The organism is Trujillonella humicola (assembly GCF_046233715.1).
GTDB lineage: Bacteria > Actinomycetota > Actinomycetes > Mycobacteriales > Geodermatophilaceae > Trujillonella > Trujillonella humicola.
This window is the reverse complement of record NZ_JBJNRJ010000004.1, coordinates 121,273-139,620: the sequence shown is the minus strand read 5'-3', so window position 1 is coordinate 139,620 and position 18,348 is coordinate 121,273. Positions and strand designations below refer to the sequence as shown.

16 protein-coding genes and 1 tRNA gene are annotated in these 18,348 nt (G+C 74.6%); 5 read left to right on the top strand and 12 right to left on the bottom strand.

The features are described 5' to 3' along the window. Positions 1-32: 32 nt before the first annotated feature. From ACK586_RS03980 to ACK586_RS03965, 4 genes are all read right to left on the bottom strand, one after another. Positions 33-737, bottom strand: a complete 705-nt coding sequence (locus ACK586_RS03980) for a 50S ribosomal protein L25/general stress protein Ctc (protein WP_409329152.1) — start codon at positions 735-737, stop codon at positions 33-35. A gap of 197 nt (positions 738-934) precedes the next feature. Further along, complete coding sequence (locus ACK586_RS03975; RefSeq protein ID WP_409329151.1) at positions 935-1,915, bottom strand: ribose-phosphate diphosphokinase; 981 nt, start codon at positions 1,913-1,915, stop codon at positions 935-937. A 14-nt stretch (positions 1,916-1,929) separates the two neighbouring features. Beyond that, positions 1,930-3,474 carry a bifunctional UDP-N-acetylglucosamine diphosphorylase/glucosamine-1-phosphate N-acetyltransferase GlmU gene (glmU, locus tag ACK586_RS03970; protein ID WP_409329150.1) on the bottom strand — a complete coding sequence of 515 codons (1,545 nt, stop codon included), beginning with the start codon at positions 3,472-3,474 and terminating at the stop codon, positions 1,930-1,932. Between the two features lie 67 nt (positions 3,475-3,541). Beyond that, a tRNA-Gln gene (locus tag ACK586_RS03965) sits at positions 3,542-3,614 on the bottom strand. A 361-nt stretch (positions 3,615-3,975) separates the two neighbouring features. Between ACK586_RS03965 and ACK586_RS03960 the strand changes: the two genes are divergently transcribed. Beyond that, positions 3,976-4,848 carry an acyl-CoA desaturase gene (locus ACK586_RS03960; protein WP_409329149.1) on the top strand — a complete coding sequence of 291 codons (873 nt, stop codon included), beginning with the start codon at positions 3,976-3,978 and terminating at the stop codon, positions 4,846-4,848. A gap of 104 nt (positions 4,849-4,952) precedes the next feature. Next, positions 4,953-5,552: a TetR/AcrR family transcriptional regulator gene (locus ACK586_RS03955; protein ID WP_409329148.1), complete on the top strand. Its 600-nt coding sequence runs from the start codon at positions 4,953-4,955 to the stop codon at positions 5,550-5,552. A gap of 76 nt (positions 5,553-5,628) precedes the next feature. On the opposite strand, the gene ACK586_RS03950 is transcribed toward ACK586_RS03955, so the two are convergent. The 7 genes from ACK586_RS03950 to ACK586_RS03920 all read right to left on the bottom strand — a co-directional run bounded on the left by ACK586_RS03950 (position 5,629) and on the right by ACK586_RS03920 (position 13,368). Continuing rightward, complete coding sequence (locus ACK586_RS03950; RefSeq protein WP_409329147.1) at positions 5,629-6,597, bottom strand: 4-(cytidine 5'-diphospho)-2-C-methyl-D-erythritol kinase; 969 nt, start codon at positions 6,595-6,597, stop codon at positions 5,629-5,631. Further along, on the bottom strand, positions 6,594-7,586 hold the full coding sequence (gene rsmA / locus ACK586_RS03945; protein WP_409329146.1) for a 16S rRNA (adenine(1518)-N(6)/adenine(1519)-N(6))-dimethyltransferase RsmA: 993 nt from the start codon (positions 7,584-7,586) through the stop codon (positions 6,594-6,596). Before rsmA ends, ACK586_RS03950 begins: the two co-directional genes overlap by 4 nt. Then, a complete protein-coding gene (locus tag ACK586_RS03940; protein WP_409329145.1) occupies positions 7,543-8,661 on the bottom strand; it encodes a resuscitation-promoting factor in 1,119 nt (372 codons plus the stop codon). Before ACK586_RS03940 ends, rsmA begins: the two co-directional genes overlap by 44 nt. 373 nt (positions 8,662-9,034) lie before the next feature. Further along, a complete protein-coding gene (locus ACK586_RS03935; protein ID WP_409329144.1) occupies positions 9,035-9,874 on the bottom strand; it encodes a hypothetical protein in 840 nt (279 codons plus the stop codon). 94 nt (positions 9,875-9,968) lie between these two features. Then, positions 9,969-10,835, bottom strand: a complete 867-nt coding sequence (locus tag ACK586_RS03930) for a TatD family hydrolase (RefSeq protein ID WP_409329143.1) — start codon at positions 10,833-10,835, stop codon at positions 9,969-9,971. Between the two features lie 73 nt (positions 10,836-10,908). Continuing rightward, complete coding sequence (metG, locus tag ACK586_RS03925) at positions 10,909-12,708, bottom strand: methionine--tRNA ligase (RefSeq protein ID WP_409329142.1); 1,800 nt, start codon at positions 12,706-12,708, stop codon at positions 10,909-10,911. 24 nt (positions 12,709-12,732) lie between these two features. Continuing rightward, entirely contained in the window at positions 12,733-13,368 is a 636-nt protein-coding gene (locus ACK586_RS03920) for a hypothetical protein (RefSeq protein ID WP_409329141.1), read from the bottom strand. Positions 13,369-13,686: 318 nt separating this feature from the next. Here ACK586_RS03920 and ACK586_RS03915 point away from each other — a divergent pair, with 318 nt between their 5' ends. Continuing rightward, a complete protein-coding gene (locus ACK586_RS03915) occupies positions 13,687-14,670 on the top strand; it encodes a magnesium and cobalt transport protein CorA (RefSeq protein ID WP_409329140.1) in 984 nt (327 codons plus the stop codon). Positions 14,671-14,848: 178 nt separating this feature from the next. Next, positions 14,849-15,772 (top strand): endonuclease domain-containing protein, encoded by a 924-nt coding sequence (locus tag ACK586_RS03910; RefSeq protein WP_409329139.1) that lies wholly within the window; start codon positions 14,849-14,851, stop codon positions 15,770-15,772. 110 nt (positions 15,773-15,882) lie between these two features. Here ACK586_RS03910 and rsmI read toward each other — a convergent pair whose 3' ends face one another. Continuing rightward, a complete protein-coding gene (gene rsmI, locus ACK586_RS03905) occupies positions 15,883-16,722 on the bottom strand; it encodes a 16S rRNA (cytidine(1402)-2'-O)-methyltransferase (RefSeq protein WP_409329138.1) in 840 nt (279 codons plus the stop codon). A gap of 103 nt (positions 16,723-16,825) precedes the next feature. Between rsmI and ACK586_RS03900 the strand changes: the two genes are divergently transcribed. Beyond that, entirely contained in the window at positions 16,826-18,343 is a 1,518-nt protein-coding gene (locus ACK586_RS03900) for a dolichyl-phosphate-mannose--protein mannosyltransferase (protein ID WP_409329137.1), read from the top strand. Positions 18,344-18,348 lie beyond the last annotated feature (5 nt).

Genomic DNA, 18,348 nt, shown 5'->3' with positions numbered 1-18,348 from the left:
CCTGCGGGTCGTGCTCTCGGTCAGCGGATGCCTCAGCTGTTCCCGGCGGCGTCCATCGACTCGCCGCTGCCCTGGTCCTGCGGCTCGGGGACGACGTCGCCCTCGCCGGTGCCCTCCTCGGCCGGAGCGGACTCCTCGCGCTCGATCCCGGCCTCGGCCTCGGCGTCGGCGAGCTCGGCCTCGAGCGCCTCGGCGGTCGGGGCGGGCATGACGTTGACGACCAGCGCGGCGGCGTCGGTGAGCACGGTGACGCCGTCCGGAAGCCGCAGCTCGCCGGCGGTGACGCCCTGGCCGGCCTCGCGTCCGGCGAGGTCGACCTCGATGCTCTCGGGGATCGAGGTGGCGGGGGCCTCGACCGACACGGTGTTCAGCTCGATGCTGACCAGCGTCTCGGGGGCCGCGTCGCCGACGGTCACGACCGGGACGTCGACGGTGACCTTCTCGCCGCGGCGGACGACGAGCAGGTCGACGTGCTCGTGCACGCGGGTCAGCGGGTCGCGCTGCACGGCCTTGGTGAGGGCCAGGTGCTCCGTGCCGTCGAGCTCGACGGTGATGAGCGCGTTCGGGCCGCCGTTGCGCAGCACCGCGGCGAACTCGCGGGCCGGCAGCGACAGGTGGACGACGTCCTGACCGTGCCCGTAGAGGACGGCGGGGATGCGGCCGGCCCGGCGCGTGCGGCGGGCGCTGCCCTTGCCGAACTCGGTGCGGGCCTCGGCGGCGAGGCGGTGGTCAGCCACGGTGGTGTGCTCCTCGATCTGGGGTCTGGGGCCGGCGCACGCGCACGGGCACACCACGAGGAGCGCACGCACGTCGATAACGGAGACGGATCTCCCTCGCCGGGCAGTGCACGAGCCTACCCCACCCTGTTGATCATCGTCGGATGGCTGACCGACACGCCGGTCGCCGCAGCCACCCGCCGATGATCACCGGGTACTCAGCTGGCGCCGTCGAAGAGGGAGGTGACGCTCCCGTCCTCGAAGACCTCCTTGATCGCGCGTGCCAGCAGGGGGGCGATGGAGAGGACGGTGAGCTTGTCGAACTGCCGCTCCGGCTCGATCGGCAGCGTGTTGGTGATGACGACCTCGCTCACGCGGCTGTTCTTCAGCCGGTCCACCGCCGGACCGGAGAGCACGCCGTGGGTCGCGGTCACGATGACGTCGGCCGCGCCGGCCTCGAAGAGGGTCTCGGCGGCCTTCACGATCGTGCCCCCGGTGTCGATCATGTCGTCGACGAGGATGCAGACCCGGCCCTCGACCTCGCCGACCACGCGGTTGGCCACCACCTCGTTGGGGCGCATGGGGTCGCGGGTCTTGTGGATGAAGGCCAGCGGGACGCCGCCGAGCTTGTCGCTCCACCGCTCGGACACCCGCACCCGGCCGGCGTCCGGGGAGACGATCGTGACGTCGCGGTCGGCGCAGCGGTCGCGGACGTGGTCGACCAGCAGGTCGAGGGCGAACAGGTGGTCGACCGGACCGTCGAAGAAGCCCTGGATCTGCGCGGTGTGCAGGTCCACGGTCATCAGCCGGTCGGCGCCGGCGGTCTTGAACAGGTCGGCGACCAGGCGGGCGGAGATGGGCTCGCGGCCGCGGTGCTTCTTGTCCTGGCGGGCGTAGGGGAAGAAGGGGGCGACGACGGTGATCCGCTTCGCCGAGGCCCGCTTGAGCGCGTCCACCATGATCAGCTGCTCCATCAGCCAGGTGTTCAGCGGCGCGGTGTGGCTCTGCACGACGAACGCGTCGCAGCCGCGGACCGACTCCTCGAACCGGACGAAAAGCTCGCCGTTGGCGAACTCGTAGGAGGCCGTCGGGGTCGGCGTCACGCCCAGGTGACCGGCGATCTCGTCGGTCAGCTGCGGGAAGGCCCGGCCGGAGAACAGCATCAGGCTCTTGCTGGTGGTCTGCCGGATGGCGCTCATCGGATCGACTGCCCCTACTCGTCGGAGTGCGTCTCGGGAGCCGCGGATCGGCTCTCGTCGGTCCGGGGTCGAGTCTCTGCCGCGCCGACGGCACCTGCATCCCCGGCCGCCGCTGCAGCGCGCGCGGCGGCGGTGCCCGGGCGTCGGCGGCTCACCCAGCCTGCCACATTCCGCTGCTTGGCCCGCGCCACGCCCATGGCCCCGGGCGGGACGTCCTCGGTGATCACCGAGCCGGCCGCGGTGTACGCACCGTCACCCACCGTGACCGGCGCGACCAGCATCGTGTCGCTGCCGATGCGCACGTGGTCACCCACCGTGGTGTGGTGCTTGGCGACGCCGTCGTAGTTGACGAAGACCGTCGCCGCGCCGACGTTGGAGCCGGCGCCGATGGTGGCGTCGCCCACGTAGGAGAGATGCGGCACCTTCGAGCCCTCGCCGAGGTCGACGTTCTTGGTCTCGACGAACGCGCCGACCTTCGCGCCGCGGGCCAGCCGGCTGCCGGGGCGCAGGTAGCTGAAGGGGCCGACGACGGCGTCCGGTCCGATGACCGACCCGCTGCCGTGCGAGCGGACGACCGAGGCGCCCTCCCCCACCTCGCAGTCGGTCAGCGTGGTGTCCGGGCCGACGACCGCGCCGCCGGCCACCCGCGTCGTCCCGTGCAGCTGGGTGCCCGGCTGCAGCACGGCGTCCGCCTCGACCGTGACGGTGACGTCGACCCACGTGGTCGCCGGGTCGACGACGGTGACGCCGGCGACCATCAGCTCGTCGAGCACGCGGTCGTTGAGCACCCGGCGGCGGGCGGCCAGCTCCCGGCGGTCGTTGCAGCCGAGGACGTCGACCGGGTCGTCGGCCCGCACGGCCGCGACCGGCGCGCCGCCGTCCACCAGCGGGGCCAGCGCGTCGGTCAGGTACTGCTCGCCCTGGGCGTTGTCGGTCGACAGGCCGGCGAGCACCCGGCGCAGGGTCGCCGCGTTCGCGACGTAGACACCGGCGTTGACCTCGCGGAGGGCGCGCTGCTCGTCGGTGGCGTCCCGCTCCTCGACGATCGCCCGGGGCCGCCCGTCGTCGCCGCGGACGATCCGGCCCAGCCCCGTCGGGTCGTCGACCTCCGCGGTCAGCACGGTGAAGACGCTGCCCGCCTCGGAGTGCGCGGCCACCAGCGCCGCGAGGGTCCGCGCGGTGAGCAGCGGCGAGTCGCCGTTGCAGACCAGGACGGCGCCCTCGAGGTCCGGGACGGCGTCGAGGGCCACCTGCGCGGCGTGCCCCGAGCCCCGCTGCTCCTCCTGCACCACCGGCCGGGCCCCGGGCGCCACGGCGGCCAGGTGCTCGACCACGGCCTCGCGGCCGGCGCCGACGACGACCAGCGTGCTGCCGGCCCCGAGCGGCGCCGCGGCGGCGAGCACGTGCCCGAGCATGCTGCGGCCGCCCAGCGGGTGCAGGACCTTGGGCGTCGCCGACCGCATCCGCGTGCCCTGCCCCGCGGCGAGGACGACGACGGCCGCCACGGAGCCCCCGGCCTGCTGGTCGGGGTGGGCGATTCCGGGCAGGTGCTGGCTCACGGGTCTCCTCGGACGGCGGGCGGGCGGCGGCGGCCCCGGGTGCGGGCGCCGCCGCCGGTGACGGCTGCTGGGGGACTCGGACTCGAACCGAGACTTCCCGGCTCCAAAGGCCGGCGGGCTGCCGATTACCCCATCCCCCATCCGCGGGTCCGGCCGTCGCCGGGGCCGCCGGACGCCGTTCCGGCGCCACCGGCAGCCTAGTGATCGGGTCCCGGCACGGCAGCGGACGGCGACGTCCCCGCCTCCGACCTGCGCACTCCCGGCAGGCCTCGACCCCACCAGGCGACCTCGGCTACGGGCACGTAGGTTACGGAGTCGTAACCACGGCCGGGGACGCTGCGTTCGACCGGTTCGACACTCCCCAGGAGGCCCCCTCTGTCCGCTCCCGCCCTGACCCGGCCCACGGCCCCGACCCGACCGGCCGACCCGGATGCCGGACTCCCGGCCAACGCCTACGGCAAGGAGAAGGGCGCGGTCGAGCAGATCACGCTCTACCTGTTCGTGATCGTCCCGTTCCTCGCGGTCGCCGCGATCGTTCCCGCCGTGTGGGGCTGGGGGCTCTCCTGGCTGGACCTCGGCCTGCTGGCCGCCTTCTACTTCATCCCGCTGCTCGGGGTGACCGTCGGCTACCACCGGTACTTCACGCACGGGTCGTTCAAGACCGGCAAGCCGCTGCGCTACGCGATGGCGGTCATCGGGTGCATGGCCATCCAGGGACCGGTCGTGCAGTGGGTCGCCGACCACCGCCGGCACCACGCGTTCTCCGACCGCGAGGGCGACCCGCACTCGCCGTGGCGCTACGGCACCGACGCGCGGTCCCTGGTCAAGGGCATGTGGCACGCCCACCTGGGCTGGTTGTTCGACCGCCGGCAGACCAACCCCGAGCGCTACGCCCCGGACCTGCTCAAGGACAGGGGCCTGAAGGTCGTCAGCCGGCTCTTCGTCATCTGGGCCTTCCTCAGCCTGGCGCTCCCGGCGCTCATCGGCGGCCTCGTCACCGGCACGTGGGCCGGCGCGCTGTCGGCGTTCTTCTGGGCCGGCCTCGTGCGCACGGCGCTGCTGCACCACGTCACCTGGTCGGTCAACTCGATCTGCCACGTCATCGGCACCCGCCCGTTCGCCTCCCGCGACCGGGCCACGAACGTCTGGCCGCTGGCGATCCTGAGCGGCGGCGAGTCCTGGCACAACCTGCACCACGTCGACCCGACCAGCGCCCGGCACGGGGTGCTGCGCGGCCAGATCGACATGAGCGCGCGGGTGATCTGGCTGTTCGAGAAGCTCGGCTGGGCCCACGGCGTCAAGTGGCCCGACCCGGTGCGGCTCGCGGCCAAGCGCCGCGTCGCGAGCCCCGCGCCCGTCCGGGCAGCCGGCTGACCACGGCCGGGACGACGCCCCCGCCCGGGCGCTCCGCCTCGCCGCGGGCGCCCGGGCGCCGGCGACCCGAGGGGGCGCCGGCCGGCACCCGGCCGCGGGTGCGGATGACCGGCGCCCAGCGCCGCCAGCAGCTGATCGACATCGGCCGCGAGCTGTTCGGCCGGCGGGGCTACGAGGCGACGTCGATCGAGGAGCTCGCCGCCCGAGCCTCGGTCAGCAAGCCCGTCGTCTACGGGCACTTCGGCGGCAAGGAGGGCCTCTACGCCGTCGTCGTCGAGCAGGAGATGCGCCGGCTGCTCGACCGCTTCGCCGCCGCGCTCTCCGCCGGGGGGCACCCGCGCGACGTGCTGGAGCGGACCGCCCTGGTCTTCCTCGACTACATCGAGGAGGACGCCGACGGTTTCCGGGTGCTCTCCCGGGACTCCCCCTTCAGCGACGCCGCCGGGCACTACTCCTCGCTGCTGGGCGAGGCCGCGCACGCGGTGGAGCACCTGCTGGCCTCGCAGTTCCGGCAGAACGGCTACGACCCGCGCCCGGCCGGCCTCTACAGCCAGGCGCTGGTCGGCATGGTGGCGCTGGTCGGCGCGTCGTGGCTGGAGGACCGATCCCGCGGCAAGCGCGAGGTCGCCGCGCACCTGGTCAACCTCGCCTGGAACGGCATGGGCCACCTGGACCCCCAGCCCCGCCTGCGCAGCGACCCCTGAGCCCCCTCGACGAGATCTGCACACTCGTCGCCATCAGCGGCTGATGGCGACGAGTGTGCAGATCTCGCGGAGGCCGTCAGCCGACCAGGCGGGCGCCGGGGACCGGCCCGTGCACCACGCGCACCGTCCGGAACCGGCCGGAGGCCGCCATCCCGGCGGCCACGGCATCGGCGTCGTCCTCGTCGCGCGCCAGCGCCGCCACGGTCGGGCCGGAGCCGCTGACCAGCGCCGCGGCGGCGCCGGCGGCGGTCGCGGCGTCCAGCGCGAGGCGCAGGTCGGGGCGCAGCGCGATCGCCGGGTCCTGCAGGTCGTTGGCCAGCGCGGCGGCCAGCGACTGCACCGGCCCGTTGCGCAGCGCGGCGACGACCGGCTCCGGCGAGGAGAGCTCGCTGCCGGCGGGCAGCCGGCCCCCGGCGCGCAGCCGGTCGAGCTCGCCGTAGACCGCCGGAGTCGACAGCCCCTCGCCCGCGATGCCCAGGACCCAGTCCCACCGGCGGCGGGCGAGCACCGGGCTGAGCCGCTCCCCCCGCCCGGCGCCCAGCGCGACGCCTCCCAGGAGGCTGAACGGCACGTCGCTGCCGAGCCGCGCAGCCAGCTCGGCGAGGTCGCCGCGGGTGGCGTGCGTGCCCCACAGGGCGTCGAGGGCGACCAGGGCGGCCGCCGCGTCGGCGCTGCCGCCGGCCAGGCCGGCGGCCGCCGGGATCGACTTGTCGATGGTGATGGTGGCCTCGGCGCGCACCCCGGCCCGCTCGGCCAGCAGCTCGGCCGCCCGCCAGACGATGTTGCGCCGGTCGGTCGGCACCCGGTCGGGCCCGCTGCGGCCGCCGGCGAACTCGCCGGTCAACCGGATGCTCAGGGCCTCGGCCGGCCGCACGGTGACCGTGTCGGACAGCGAGACGGCCAGGAAGACGGTGTGCAGCTCGTGGAAGCCGTCGTCGCCCAGCGGGGCGACCGCGAGGTGCACGTTGACCTTGGCCGGGGCCCGCGCGACGACCGCGCCGTCCCCGGTGATCCGCCCCGGACCGGGGTGGGACGTCCGGCTCACGCCGGCTCCGCCGGCCCGGCCGGTCCTGCCGGGGTGGCCGCCAGCCGGGCGAAGTCGGCCACCGAGAGCCGCTCGCCGCGGGTGGCGGGGTCGATGCCGGCCGCGCGCAGCCTGGCCTCCGCCGCGGCGGGGCTGCCGGCCCACCCCGCCAGCGCGGCGCGCAGGCCCTTGCGGCGAGTGGCGAAGGCGGCGTCGACGACGGCGAAGGTGGCCGCACGGTCCCCCGGCGGGGGCGGACGGCGGTCCAGCGCGACGAGTCCGGAGTCGACGTTGGGCTCGGGCCAGAACACCCGCCGGCCCACCGACCCCGCCCGCCGCACGTCGCCGTACCAGGCGGCTTTGACCGACGGCACGCCGTAGGCCGGCGAGCCGGGCGGGGCGGCGAGCCGCTCGGCGACCTCGGCCTGCACCAGGACCAGCGCGCGGCGCAGCGACGGCAGCAGCTCCAGCAGGTGCAGCAGCACGGGCACGGCCACGTTGTACGGCAGGTTGGCGACCAGCGCCGTCGGAGGCGGCCCCGGGATCTCCCGCACGCGCAGGGCGTCGGCCTCCAGCACGGTCAGCCGGCCGGCCAGCGCCGGGACGCGCTCGCCCACCGTGCGCGGCAGCAGCGCGGCCAGCCGCGGGTCGATCTCCACCGCCGTCACGGCCGCCACGACCGGAAGCAGGCCGAGGGTGAGCGACCCGAGGCCCGGGCCGACCTCCAGCACGACGTCGTCGGGCCGCAGCTCGGCGGTACGGACGATGCGCCGGATCGTGTTGGCGTCGTGCAGGAAGTTCTGCCCGAGGGACTTGGTGGGACGCAGTTCGAGCTGCTGGGCGAGGTCGCGGATGGCGGCCGGGCCCAGCAGCCCGTCGGGCTGCTCCGGAGGAGTGCTCAGCGACGGCCCCGCTGCAGGGGCCGGCCGTGAGCGCGCGGACGGTGAGCGGCGGCGGGGCCCCTCATCAGCCGAACAGCCGCGAGCCGCAGTGCGGCCACTGGCCGGCACCGGAGCGCTGGTAGAGCAGCTGCGCGCGGTAGGTCTGCTCGTCGGCGGAGGCGGCCGCCGGGTCACCGCTCCCGCCGACGGAGTTCCAGGTGGACTGCGAGAACTGGTACATGCCGCGGTAGCGACCGGTGGAGCTCACCGCGTTGGGTCGCCCACCGGACTCGCACGCCGCCAGCGCGGCCCAGTTCAGGCCGTCGGCCGAGGGCCGGTTCCCGCTGGACGCCGCCGGCGCCGGCGGGGGCGGCGGGGCCTTGGTGCCCACGCTGACCAGCTCGTCGACCGGGGCGACGGCGACGGTGGTGGCCACCTGCTCGCGACCGGTCTCCACGCCGTCGACGACGGTGACCCGCCACGTGGTGGCCTGCTGGCCCTCGACGCCCTCCTGGGTGACGGTGTCGTTCCCCTCGAGCGCCTGGGGGTTCGCGGTCTCGACGGTCCGGTAGGGGATCGGCGTGGTCTCGACGACCTCGGTGATCTGCACCCGGAAGACCTGCAGCCGCATCATCGGGAGCAGCGGCTGGGTCGGGTACATGTTCAGCCGGTCGGCCGGCCCGAGGGTGAGGCCCTGCTCGCCGAGCAGGTCTCCCACGGTCGCCGCCGTCGTCGTCACCACGCGCTGCTGGCCGTCGGCCACGAGCGTGACGTCCTTGGGCGTCGTGATCTCCAGGGCCATGCCGCGCAGCGGGAGGCGCTCGCTGCGGCTGGCCGAGAGGACCAGGCCGTCGGCCCGGTAGCCGAGCTGGTCGAGCGCCTCGTCCACCGACAGCGCGGTGACGTAGACCTCGCTGGTGCGCCCGTCGACGGTCAGCTGCAGCGGACGGGCCCGGTTCAGGACGACCGTGTCACCGTCGGCGACCGACGCCCCGGGCTCGGGCAGGACGACGTCGTGCGCCTGCGGCTCGAGCCCCTCTTCCTCGAGCACCTCGGCGACGGTGTCGGCGTAGGTGCGCACCTCCTGGGCCCGGCCGTCGACGGTGAGCGTCAGCGACTTCTGCGCGACGTAGAACGCCACGGAGCCGCCGACGAGCCCGAGCAGGACCAGGGCGAAGAGGGAGAACTTCAGGGGTCGAGGCACGACACTTCCACGGGGTCACGGGACCGGGCAGGAGGCGGCCACGCCGGCGTGCCGCCGGCTGGCGGCCCGCCGGGCGGCTCCGCTCCGGGCGGGCCCACCGGCGCCATCTCTGGCTCCGGTCGACCCCGCCCGGGGCGGTCCCCACCCCGGCTGGTCACGACACGATAACGGGCGTGGTACGGGTGGCAACGGTGCGTGCGGAAGTGTTCCAGGGGGACGACAGGTCGACTCGTCGGCACGCCGACCCCCGCTGGGGGTGAAGTGCCTGGTGAGCCGCTCGGTGCGGCTGGTGCAGATGTGACGCGGGAGGTGAGCGACGTCACGGTGTGGGCCCGCCTGGGAGCGGGCACGACTGCCGATCGGCAGCCGCCGGTCAGCCGGCCAGCGCCCGCTCGGACAGCTGCAGCGGCCGCAACCAGGTCACCAGGAAGACCGCGACCGCCAGGCCCGCGGCCAGCGCCGAGAAACCTCCGGCGACCAGGGCGACGGGCACGAGGTCGAACCCGTCGGTCACCCGGTCGCCCAGCCGCACCCCGGCGACGAGCAGGTGCGCACCGAGCGGCAGCAGGGCGAGCACGCTCACCGCGGCGCTGACCAGGTGCGCCGTCCAGGTGCGCAGCGCCTCGTCCACCGGGACGTCGGCGCCATCGGCCGGCAGTGGCCGCACCAGCGAGCGCAGCAGCGCCAGCTCGGCGAGCAGCCACGCGGCGACGGGGATGCCCAGGGCCAGCCAGGCGACGCGGTCGGGGACCTCGTCGCGCTGCCACAGGACGGCGGTCAGCGCCAGCTCGGCCACCACGACGGCACGCATCGTCCACAGCAGCCACAGGGAGATCTGCTCGCTGCGCCGGGGCCGGCGGGCGGGGCTGGTGAGCTGCCAGCGGGGCCGCGGCCGGGTGGCCTCGGCCAGGACCACGCCCAGCAGCAGCCCGACGGCCACGGCCGGCGCCCACAGGAAGACCGAGGCCTCCGCGAACACGACGATGCTGCCCCCGACGGCGACCAGGCCGAGCAGCAGACCCAGGCGGCGGACCCGGCGACCGTGCACGGCCTGCCGCTGCAGCGTCCGGCGGGCCTCGTCGGTCGGCGAGGTGAACTCGATGGACGCCGACGCGACCGCGCGCCGTCCGGCCGCGAGCGCCCAGCCCCGCGCCAGCAGGACACCAGGCACCAGCACGGCGATGAAGAGCACGACGGCGATGAGGCGACCCACGCCACCAGTGTGCCCCGCCTCGCAGCCGACGGGGTGGCGCAGCATCACGCTCCGGTCACGACCACCGCCCCGCCGTCCGGCCGCGGACCGCTCCTCAGGCCTCCCAGGGGCCGAAGACGCGCTCGGCGGTGGCGGTCAGGGCCCCGCACAGGTCCTCGACCCCGACCCCGGTGACCTCGCTCAGGGCACGGACCGTGTGCGGCACCAGCCGGGAGGCGTTGGGCCGGCCGCGGTAGGGGGCGGGGGTGAGGAACGGGGCGTCGGTCTCGACGAGCAGCTGGTCCAGCGGCGTGAGCGCGGCCGCCTCGCGCAGGTGCGGCGAGCTGGCGAAGGTCAGCGTGCCGGCGAAAGAGAGGACGTGCCCGCGGTCGACGCAGGCACGGGCGAAGGCGGCGTCGCCGGAGAAGCAGTGGAAGACCGTGTGCTCCGGGGCGCCCTCGTCGTCGAGCACCCGCAGGATCTCCTCGTGGGCGTCCCGGTCGTGGATGACCAGCGCCTTCCCGTGCTCCTTCGCGATCCGGACGTGCGCCCGGAACGACGCCTCCTGGGCCGCCCATCCCTCCGGCCCGGTGCGGAACCGGTCGAGCCCGGTCTCCCCCACCGCCCGCACCCGCGGCAGCGCCGCCAGCCGGTCGATCTCGGCGAGGGCGTCGTCGTCGGCGGCGCCGGCCTCGTTGGGGTGGACGGCGACCGCCGCCAGCACGTGCGGGTTCCGGGCCGCGAGCTCCGCCGACCACCGCGAGGACGGGACGTCGACGCCGACCTGCACCAGCCGCGGCACCCCCACGGCCACCGCGGCGGCCACCTGCGCGTCGACCTCGGCCGGGTCCGGCGTCCGCGTGAAGTCGCCGAGCGTGATGTCGAGGTGGGTGTGGCTGTCGACGGCCGGCGCCGGGAGCGGCTCGGGATCGGGCGGCAGCTCCCCGCGCCGGTTCGCCCGGGACGAGGCCGACCGGCTCACGACCCGCCTCGCCCCGCCGCGGCGACCGCCGCCGCCGCGGGGCGGTACCCCGCCGAAGTGGCCACTTCGGCGGTCACGAGCCGCCGCCCTGCTCCAGGCGCGCCAGCTCCTCCTCCACGATCGACTCGTCGAGCTTGGTGAACACCGGCGTCGGCGGGGCCAGCGGCGTGCCCGGCTGCAGCGGCCGGGAGGCCCAGACCGCCTGCGCGGAGTCGTAGTCGCCGGTGATGACCGGGTAGGGCGAGCCGTCGTCGAGGTCGGTGACCTCCTCGATCCGCGGCGCCGGCGACCAGACGCCGGTGCCGCCGAGCAGCTCGTGGATCTTCTGCGCGGAGTGCGGGAGGAACGGGGTGAGCAGCGCGTTGCAGTCGCTGATCGCCTGCAGCGCGGTGTGCAGGACGGTGTCCCGGCGGGCCGGGTCCTCCTTGAGCTTCCACGGCGCCTGGTCCGACAGGTACTTGTTCGCCTCGCCGACGACCCGCATCGCCTCGGCCGCGGCGGCCTTCTGCCGGTTGCGGGCCAGCAGGTCGCCGATGGGACCGAAGGCGCCCGACGTCGTCCCCAGCAGCGCGCGGTCGGCGTCGGTGAGGTCGCCGGGGGTGGGCACCGCGCCGACGTTCTTGGCCGCCATCGACACCGACCGGTTGACCAGGTTGCCCCAGCCGGCGACCAGCTCGTCGTTGTTGCGGCGGCGGAACTCCGCCCAGGTGAAGTCGGTGTCCTGGCTCTCCGGGCCGGCGGCGGCGATGAAGTAGCGCAGCGCGTCGGCGTCGTAGCGGGCGAGGAAGTCGCGCACGTAGATGACCACCTGGCGCGAGGAGGAGAACTTGCGCCCCTCCATGGTCAGGAACTCGCTGGACACCACCTCGGTGGGCAGGTTGAGCCGGCCCAGCGAGCCGGGGGTGCCGCCCCGGTCGCCCTCGCCGTTGTAGCCGAGCAGCTGGGCCGGCCAGATCTCGGCGTGGAAGACGATGTTGTCCTTGCCCATGAAGTAGTAGGCGTCGGAGTCCGGCGTCTGCCACCACTGCCGCCAGGCGTCCGGGTCCCCGGACCGGCGGGCCCACTCGATCGACGCCGACAGGTAGCCGACGACGGCGTCGAACCACACGTAGATCCGCTTGTCGTTGCGGTCGCGCCAGCCGTCGAGGGGCACGGGCACGCCCCAGTCGATGTCGCGGGTGTAGCTGCGCGGCTTGAGGTCGGCGAGCAGGTTCTTGCTGAAGTTCAGCACGTTGGGCCGCCAGCTCTTGCGGCTGTCCAGCCAGTCGCCCAGCGCCCGGGTGAACGCCGGCAGGTCGAGGAAGTAGTGCTCGCTCTCGACGAACCGCGGGGTCTCGCCGTTGATCCGGCTCACCGGGTTGACGAGATCGGTGGGGTCGAGCTGGTTGCCGCAGTTGTCGCACTGGTCGCCGCGGGCGCCGTCGTAGCCGCAGATGGGGCAGGTGCCCTCGATGTAGCGGTCGGGCAGCGTGCGGCCGGTGGAGGGGCTGATCGCGCCCAGCGTCGTCTGCGGGAAGACGTAGCCGTTCCTCAGCAGCCCGAGGAAGATCTCCTGGCTGACCTGCGCGTGGTTGGCCGTCGTCGTCCGGGTGAACAGGTCGTAGCTCAGCCCCAGCGACTGCAGGTCGCCGGTGATGATCCGGTTGTTGCGGTCGGCGATCTCGCGCGGCGTGACGCCCTCGGCGTCGGCGGCCACGGTGATCGGCGTGCCGTGCTCGTCGGTCCCGCTGACCATCAGCACCCGGTCCCCCACCATCCGGTGGTAGCGGCTGAAGACGTCGGAGGGGACGCCGAAGCCGGAGACGTGGCCGATGTGCCGCGGGCCGTTGGCGTAGGGCCAGGCCACGGCGGTCAGGATGTGCCGATCACTCACGGCACGAGACTATGCGCCCCGCCCTCAGGGCCGGCCGGTCGCGGCCGGAGCGGGGACGTCGGCGCCGGTGCCGGCCGGGTCCAGCAGCGTCACCGCGACCAGCGCCAGCCCGATCACCGCGACCGTGGCCAGGCGCAGGGAGCGCTGGTCCTCGGTGAGCTCGGGGGGACGCGTCCGGGACCGGGGACCGGCGGCCAGCCAGGCCATGGTGGACGGCGCGCTCGCCAGCAGCAGCTTCCCGGTCGGCACCGCGAACGCGCTGAGCGCCAGCGCCGCCAGCGGCAGGCCGAGGACCGGACCGGTCGTCGTCGTCAGGCCGAGCACGAGGACCACCGCCAGCACGGCCAGCTCCGCGCAGGCGACGACGGTGAGCAGCCGCGCACCGGAACCGTCGGCGAGCACCAGGCCGCCGCCCGCGCCGAAGACCGCCCACGCGGCCAGGGCCACGAGCAGCAGCGCGGACACCGCCGTCGGCGGCCGGTCCGGTGCGGTCAGCAGCCCGTCGAGCCCGGTGATCGCGGCGGCGACGACAGCGACCGCCTCGAGCAGGGCGATCCCCGCCGCGGCCAGGACCGCGGCCGGCGGACGGCGGTGCGGCGAGGCCGCCGCACCGCCGGCGGGGCGCACGCCGGTGCGGTCGTCGAGGGTGGTGCTCGCCACGGGTCTGCTCTCTGGCCGGGGACGGTCGGTCCCCGGTCAGGTCGTCGCGTGCGCTCCCCCGCTGTACGGGCGCGCGGCTTGCCTCACCCGAAGGGGTCAGCGCGGCAGCCGACCGCCGCCGTCGGCACGCCTACGCTGACCACCCCGACCCGCGACCCAGCGTGGAGGCGTTGCGTGACCGCGACCGACCCGTCCCCGGGTGCACCGACCGACGGACCGCCGTCCGCCCCCGCGCCGCACCTCGACGTCCCCACCGCCCGGCCGCGACCGGCCGGCGCTCCGCGCCCGCCGAGGCACCGGCCGCCGGGCCAGGACGCGGTGAGGGACTGCGCCGTCTACGTGGACGGGCGGCGCCAGGCACCGGTCGAGCCCGGCGAGGAGCTGGACGCCGCGGTCGCGCAGGGCGGCTTCGTGTGGCTGGGGCTGTTCGAGCCGACCGAGGCCGAGCTGCAGTCGATCGCCGGGCGCTACGGGCTGCACCCGCTGGCGGTGGAGGACGCCGTCTACGCCCACCAGCGACCCAAGCTCGAGCGCTACGACGACGACCTGTTCATGGTGCTCAAGACCGCGACGTACGTGGAGCACGACCGGCTGACCGCGACCAGCGAGGTCGTGGACACCGGCGAGGTGATGGTGTTCCTGGGGGCACACCACGTGATCACCGTGCGGCACGGCCGGCACGGCGACCTGGCCGAGCTGCGCCGCCGGCTGGAGCAGCAGCGGGAGCTGCTGCTCCTGGGGCCGGCGGCGGTGCTGTACGCGGTCGCCGACCTGGTCGTGGACACGTTCGTCGAAGTGGCCGAGGCGGTGCAGGACGACGTCGACGAGCTGGAGGCCTCGGTCTTCAGCCCCGACCGCACCGACGACATCGGCCGGCTCTACCAGCTCAAGCGCGAGCTCATGTCCCTGCGCCGGGCGGTGGCTCCGCTGGAGGTCCCCCTGCAGAAGCTGTCGGAGCGGCCGGTCGACGTCGTCCCGGAGGTCATGCGCTCCTACTTCCGCGACGTCCTCGACCACGCCATCCGGGTCCGCGACACCGTCAGCGGCCTCGACGAGCTGTTGTCGTCGATCCTGCAGGCGTCACTGGCCCGGACCTCGATGGTCGACAACGAGGACATGCGCAAGATCTCGGCGTGGGCGGGCATCGTCGCCGTCCCCACCGCGATCGCCGGCATCTACGGGATGAACTTCGAGCACATGCCGGAGCTGACCTGGCGGTTCGGCTACCCGCTGGTGCTCATGGTGATCCTCGGCGCCTGCCTGCTGCTGCACCGCGGCTTCAAGCGCAACGGCTGGCTCTAGCTGCTTCGCGAGTGTGCACTGGTCCTAGGCATAGGAAGCTAAACGCACGTCCCCGGGCTGGAGACGTGGGTAACGCTTCCTATGCCTCACCGCGGAGGCTCCGGCGCTCGCCGCGAGCTGTGTCCACAGGCCTCGGTCCTCGCGACCACGGCGAGCCGACTGCCTGCACCCTCGCGGAATGCGTTGGGACGACGTCATCCGCGAGGTCCTCGATCGACAGGGCGGGCTCGCGACCCGGCAGGATCTGCTGACCCGAGTGCCGACGACGGTCCTCGACGGCTACGTCGGCCGCCGCACGCTCGCCCGCGTCCTCCCGCACGTCTACTCCCAGGCCGGTAGGCCCCTGACCGACGACGTCCTGCTCCGGGCCGCACTCCGCCACGCCGGTCCTGTCGCCGCCCTGAGCCACACGACCGCTCTGGCGGTGTGGGGCCTCCTCGCGCTCCGGCGACCGCTGCGCCTGACCGTCGACCAGTCCATCCGTCGCGCCGGGGCAGCCGGGGTCGTCGTCCACCGCCGGCTGCGTTTCCAGCCCGAGGCGCCGCAGTGCGTCGTCCGCAAGGGTCTGCTCGTCACCGCCCTTCCCCGGAGCCTCGTCGATTCCTGGCCCCTGCTCCAGGTCGCGGAGCGACGCCCACTGCTGCTCGACGTCGCCCGGCGCGGCCTCGTCGTCCCCGGGGACCTGCGCTCGGAGCTGGCAGAACGACCGAACATCGGAGGTCACCGCGCTCTGGCGCAGACCATCGACCTCATCGAGGACGGCTGCCAGAGCGAACTCGAGGCACACGGCGTCCTCGGTGTCTTCCGACATCGTTCGCTGCCCAGGAGCATCGGCCAGTACCGATTGACCCTGCCGGAGGGCAACATCAAACTCGATCGGGCGTGGCCCGAGGTGAAGCTGGCGGTCGAACTGGACGGCGCCCGTCACCACACGTCGCCCGAGGACCGCAGGCGCGACCTGGGGAGGGACAGGGCGCTCGCAGCACTGGGCTGGGTCGTCCTGCGCTTCACCTATGCCGACGTGCTCCGCGACCCGGACGGCGTCCGTCGTCGGGTGATCGAGGTGTACGCCGCCCGGGCCGCGCAACTCCGAGTCGGCTGATCGGAGATTGAGTTCGGTCGGCCCCTCCACCCGGAGGCATAGCAAGCTTCACCCACGTCTCAGCGAGGAGAACGTGCGTATAGCCTCCTATGCCCAGCACTCCCGGCGGGTCAGGAGCCCTTTGCGGCGACGACGGCGTCGTAGACGGTGCGGCGGGGCAGCCCGGTGCGGACGACGACGGCGCGGATGGCGTCCTTGCGGCTGGCCCCCGCCGCCTCCTCCGCCGCGACCTCGGCGGCGAGCTCGGCGGCCGTGAGCTCCACGGGCGTCTCGGGGGCACCGGCCACCACGAGCGTGATCTCCCCGCGGACACCCTCGGCGGCCCATTCCGCCAGCGAGGCCAGCGTCCCGCGCCGCACCTCCTCGTGGGTCTTGGTCAGCTCCCGGCAGACGGCGGCCGGCCGGTCGTCGCCGAGGGCGGCCGCGGCGTCGGCCAGCGCGTCGGCCAGCCGGTGCGGGGACTCGAAGAAGACCATCGTGCGGGGCTCCCCCGCCAGCGCCCCGAGCCGGGAGCGCCGCTCGCCGCCCTTGCGCGGGAGGAACCCCTCGAAGCAGAACCGGTCGACCGGCAGCCCGCTGACCGCCAGTGCGGTGGTCACCGCCGAGGGCCCCGGGACCGACGTGACGTGCACGCCGTGCTCGATCGCCGCCCGGACCAGCGTGTAGCCGGGGTCGGACACCGACGGCATCCCGGCGTCGGTGAGCAGCAGCACCGTGGCGCCCCCGGCGAGGGCCTCGAGCAGCCCCGGCAGCCGGGCGCGCTCCACCGACTCGTGGAAGGTGACCACCCGGCCGGTCGGCGCGACCCCGAGATCGGCGGCCAGCCGGTGCAGCCGGCGGGTGTCCTCGACGGCGAGGACGTCGGCGGTGGCCATCGCCTCGCGCAGCCGGGGGCCGACGTCACCGGGCTGCCCGAGCGGCGCGCCACCGAGCACCAGCCGTCCACTCACCCTCCGAGCCTGTCACGCCGGCCCGGCCCGGCCTGCCTGCAGGGGCCCGGCGCGGCCCCGCGAGTACCGGGGGGCAGGCAGGTCCTGTCACTACCCTGGGCCCATGGCGGTCCTGGCTCCCGAGCGCGCGGAGTCCGACCCCCGGCTCCGGCCGGTCCCGCGCCGCCGCCTGCCGGCCCGCCGGATCGACCGCACCCCGCCGCTGCCCCGCGACACCCGGCTGGCCTGGGTCCTGACCGCGGTCCTCGGCGCCGCGGCGTTCGCGATCCGGCTCTGGGACATCAGCTACCCGCGCGAGCTGCTGTTCGACGAGGCGTACTACCCGCCCGAGGCGCAGGAGATGCTCACCTGGGGCCACGAGTACAACCGCGGCTACACGTTCATCGTCCACCCGCCGCTGGGCAAGTGGCTGATCGCGCTGGGGATCAGGGCGTTCGGCTACGACTCGTTAGGCTGGCGGTTCCCCTCGGCCGTCGCCGGCACGATCGCCGTCGTCGTCCTGGTCCGGCTGGCGCGGCGGCTGACCGGCTCCACGTTCCTCGGCCTGGTCGCCGGTCTGCTGCTCGCGCTGGACGGCTTCTCCTTCAGCCTGTCGCGGATCGGCCTGCTCGACGTCTTCCTGCAGGTCTTCGTCGTCTCCGCCGTCGCCTGCCTGGTGGTCGACCGCGACCGGGTCCGGCAACGCATCCGCGACGCCGTCGACGTCCCGCCGACCGGCTTCCGCCTCGGCCCGCGCGGCTGGCGGATCGCCGCGGGCTTCCTCTTCGGCTGCGCCTGCGCGGTCAAGTGGAGCGGGGTCTGGTTCCTGGCCTTCGCCGCCGTGCTGTCCCTCTTCTGGGACCGGGCCGCCTGGCGCGAGGCGGGCGTCGCCCGACCGTCCCTGGTTGCGCTGCGCCGCGGGCTGCCCGGCGCGACGTGGGCGCTGGCCGCCGTCCCGGTGCTCACCTACGTCGCCAGCTTCACCGGCTGGTTCCTGGGCGAGACCTCGCAGGGCAAGGCCTGGGCGCAGCAGAACCCCGACACCGCCTTCGGCTGGGTGCCCGACTCCGTGCGGTCGCTGTGGCACCAGCACGCCGAGTGGCTCGCGTTCCACAACGGGCTGTCGTCCCCCCACCCGTGGGAGTCCGGGCCGTGGAGCTGGCTGGTCAACGGCCGGCCGATCCTGCTGTGGAACCCGCAGGGGCTGACGGACGCGGCCGGCGACCAGGTCGTCCGCTACATCCTCATGGTGGGGACGCCGACGTTGTGGTTCGCCTTCGCGCCGGCCCTGGTCTGGCTGGCCTGGCGGGTGGTCGCCCGCCGCGACCCGGCCTCGATCCTGCTCCTCACCATGATCGCGGCCGGCTGGGGCACCTGGTTCCTCAACGGGGAACGGACGATGTTCATCTTCTACATGGCGCCGGTGGTGCCGTTCTTCGTGCTCGCCGTGGTCCTCGTGCTCCAGGACGCGCTCGGTCCTGCGTCGGCCTCGCACACCCGGCGCCAGGTCGGCCTCGGCGTCGTGAGCCTGTACGTCGGCGTCGTGGCGGCGACGTTCGTCTTCTTCTACCCGGTGCTCACCGGGCAGCCGCTCTCGCACGGGGAGTGGCTGGACCGGATGTGGTTCCCCTCCTGGTTCTGAGCCGG

Excerpts from the sequence above, each read along its gene's own strand:
- ACK586_RS03975 (WP_409329151.1), bottom strand. The coding sequence starts at position 1,915 with ATGAGCGCCATCCGGCAGACCACCAGCAAGAGCCTGATGCTGTTCTCC.
- ACK586_RS03955 (WP_409329148.1), top strand. The coding sequence starts at position 4,953 with ATGACCGGCGCCCAGCGCCGCCAGCAGCTGATCGACATCGGCCGCGAG.
- ACK586_RS03910 (WP_409329139.1), top strand. The coding sequence starts at position 14,849 with ATGCGTTGGGACGACGTCATCCGCGAGGTCCTCGATCGACAGGGCGGG.
- ACK586_RS03900 (WP_409329137.1), top strand. The coding sequence starts at position 16,826 with ATGGCGGTCCTGGCTCCCGAGCGCGCGGAGTCCGACCCCCGGCTCCGG.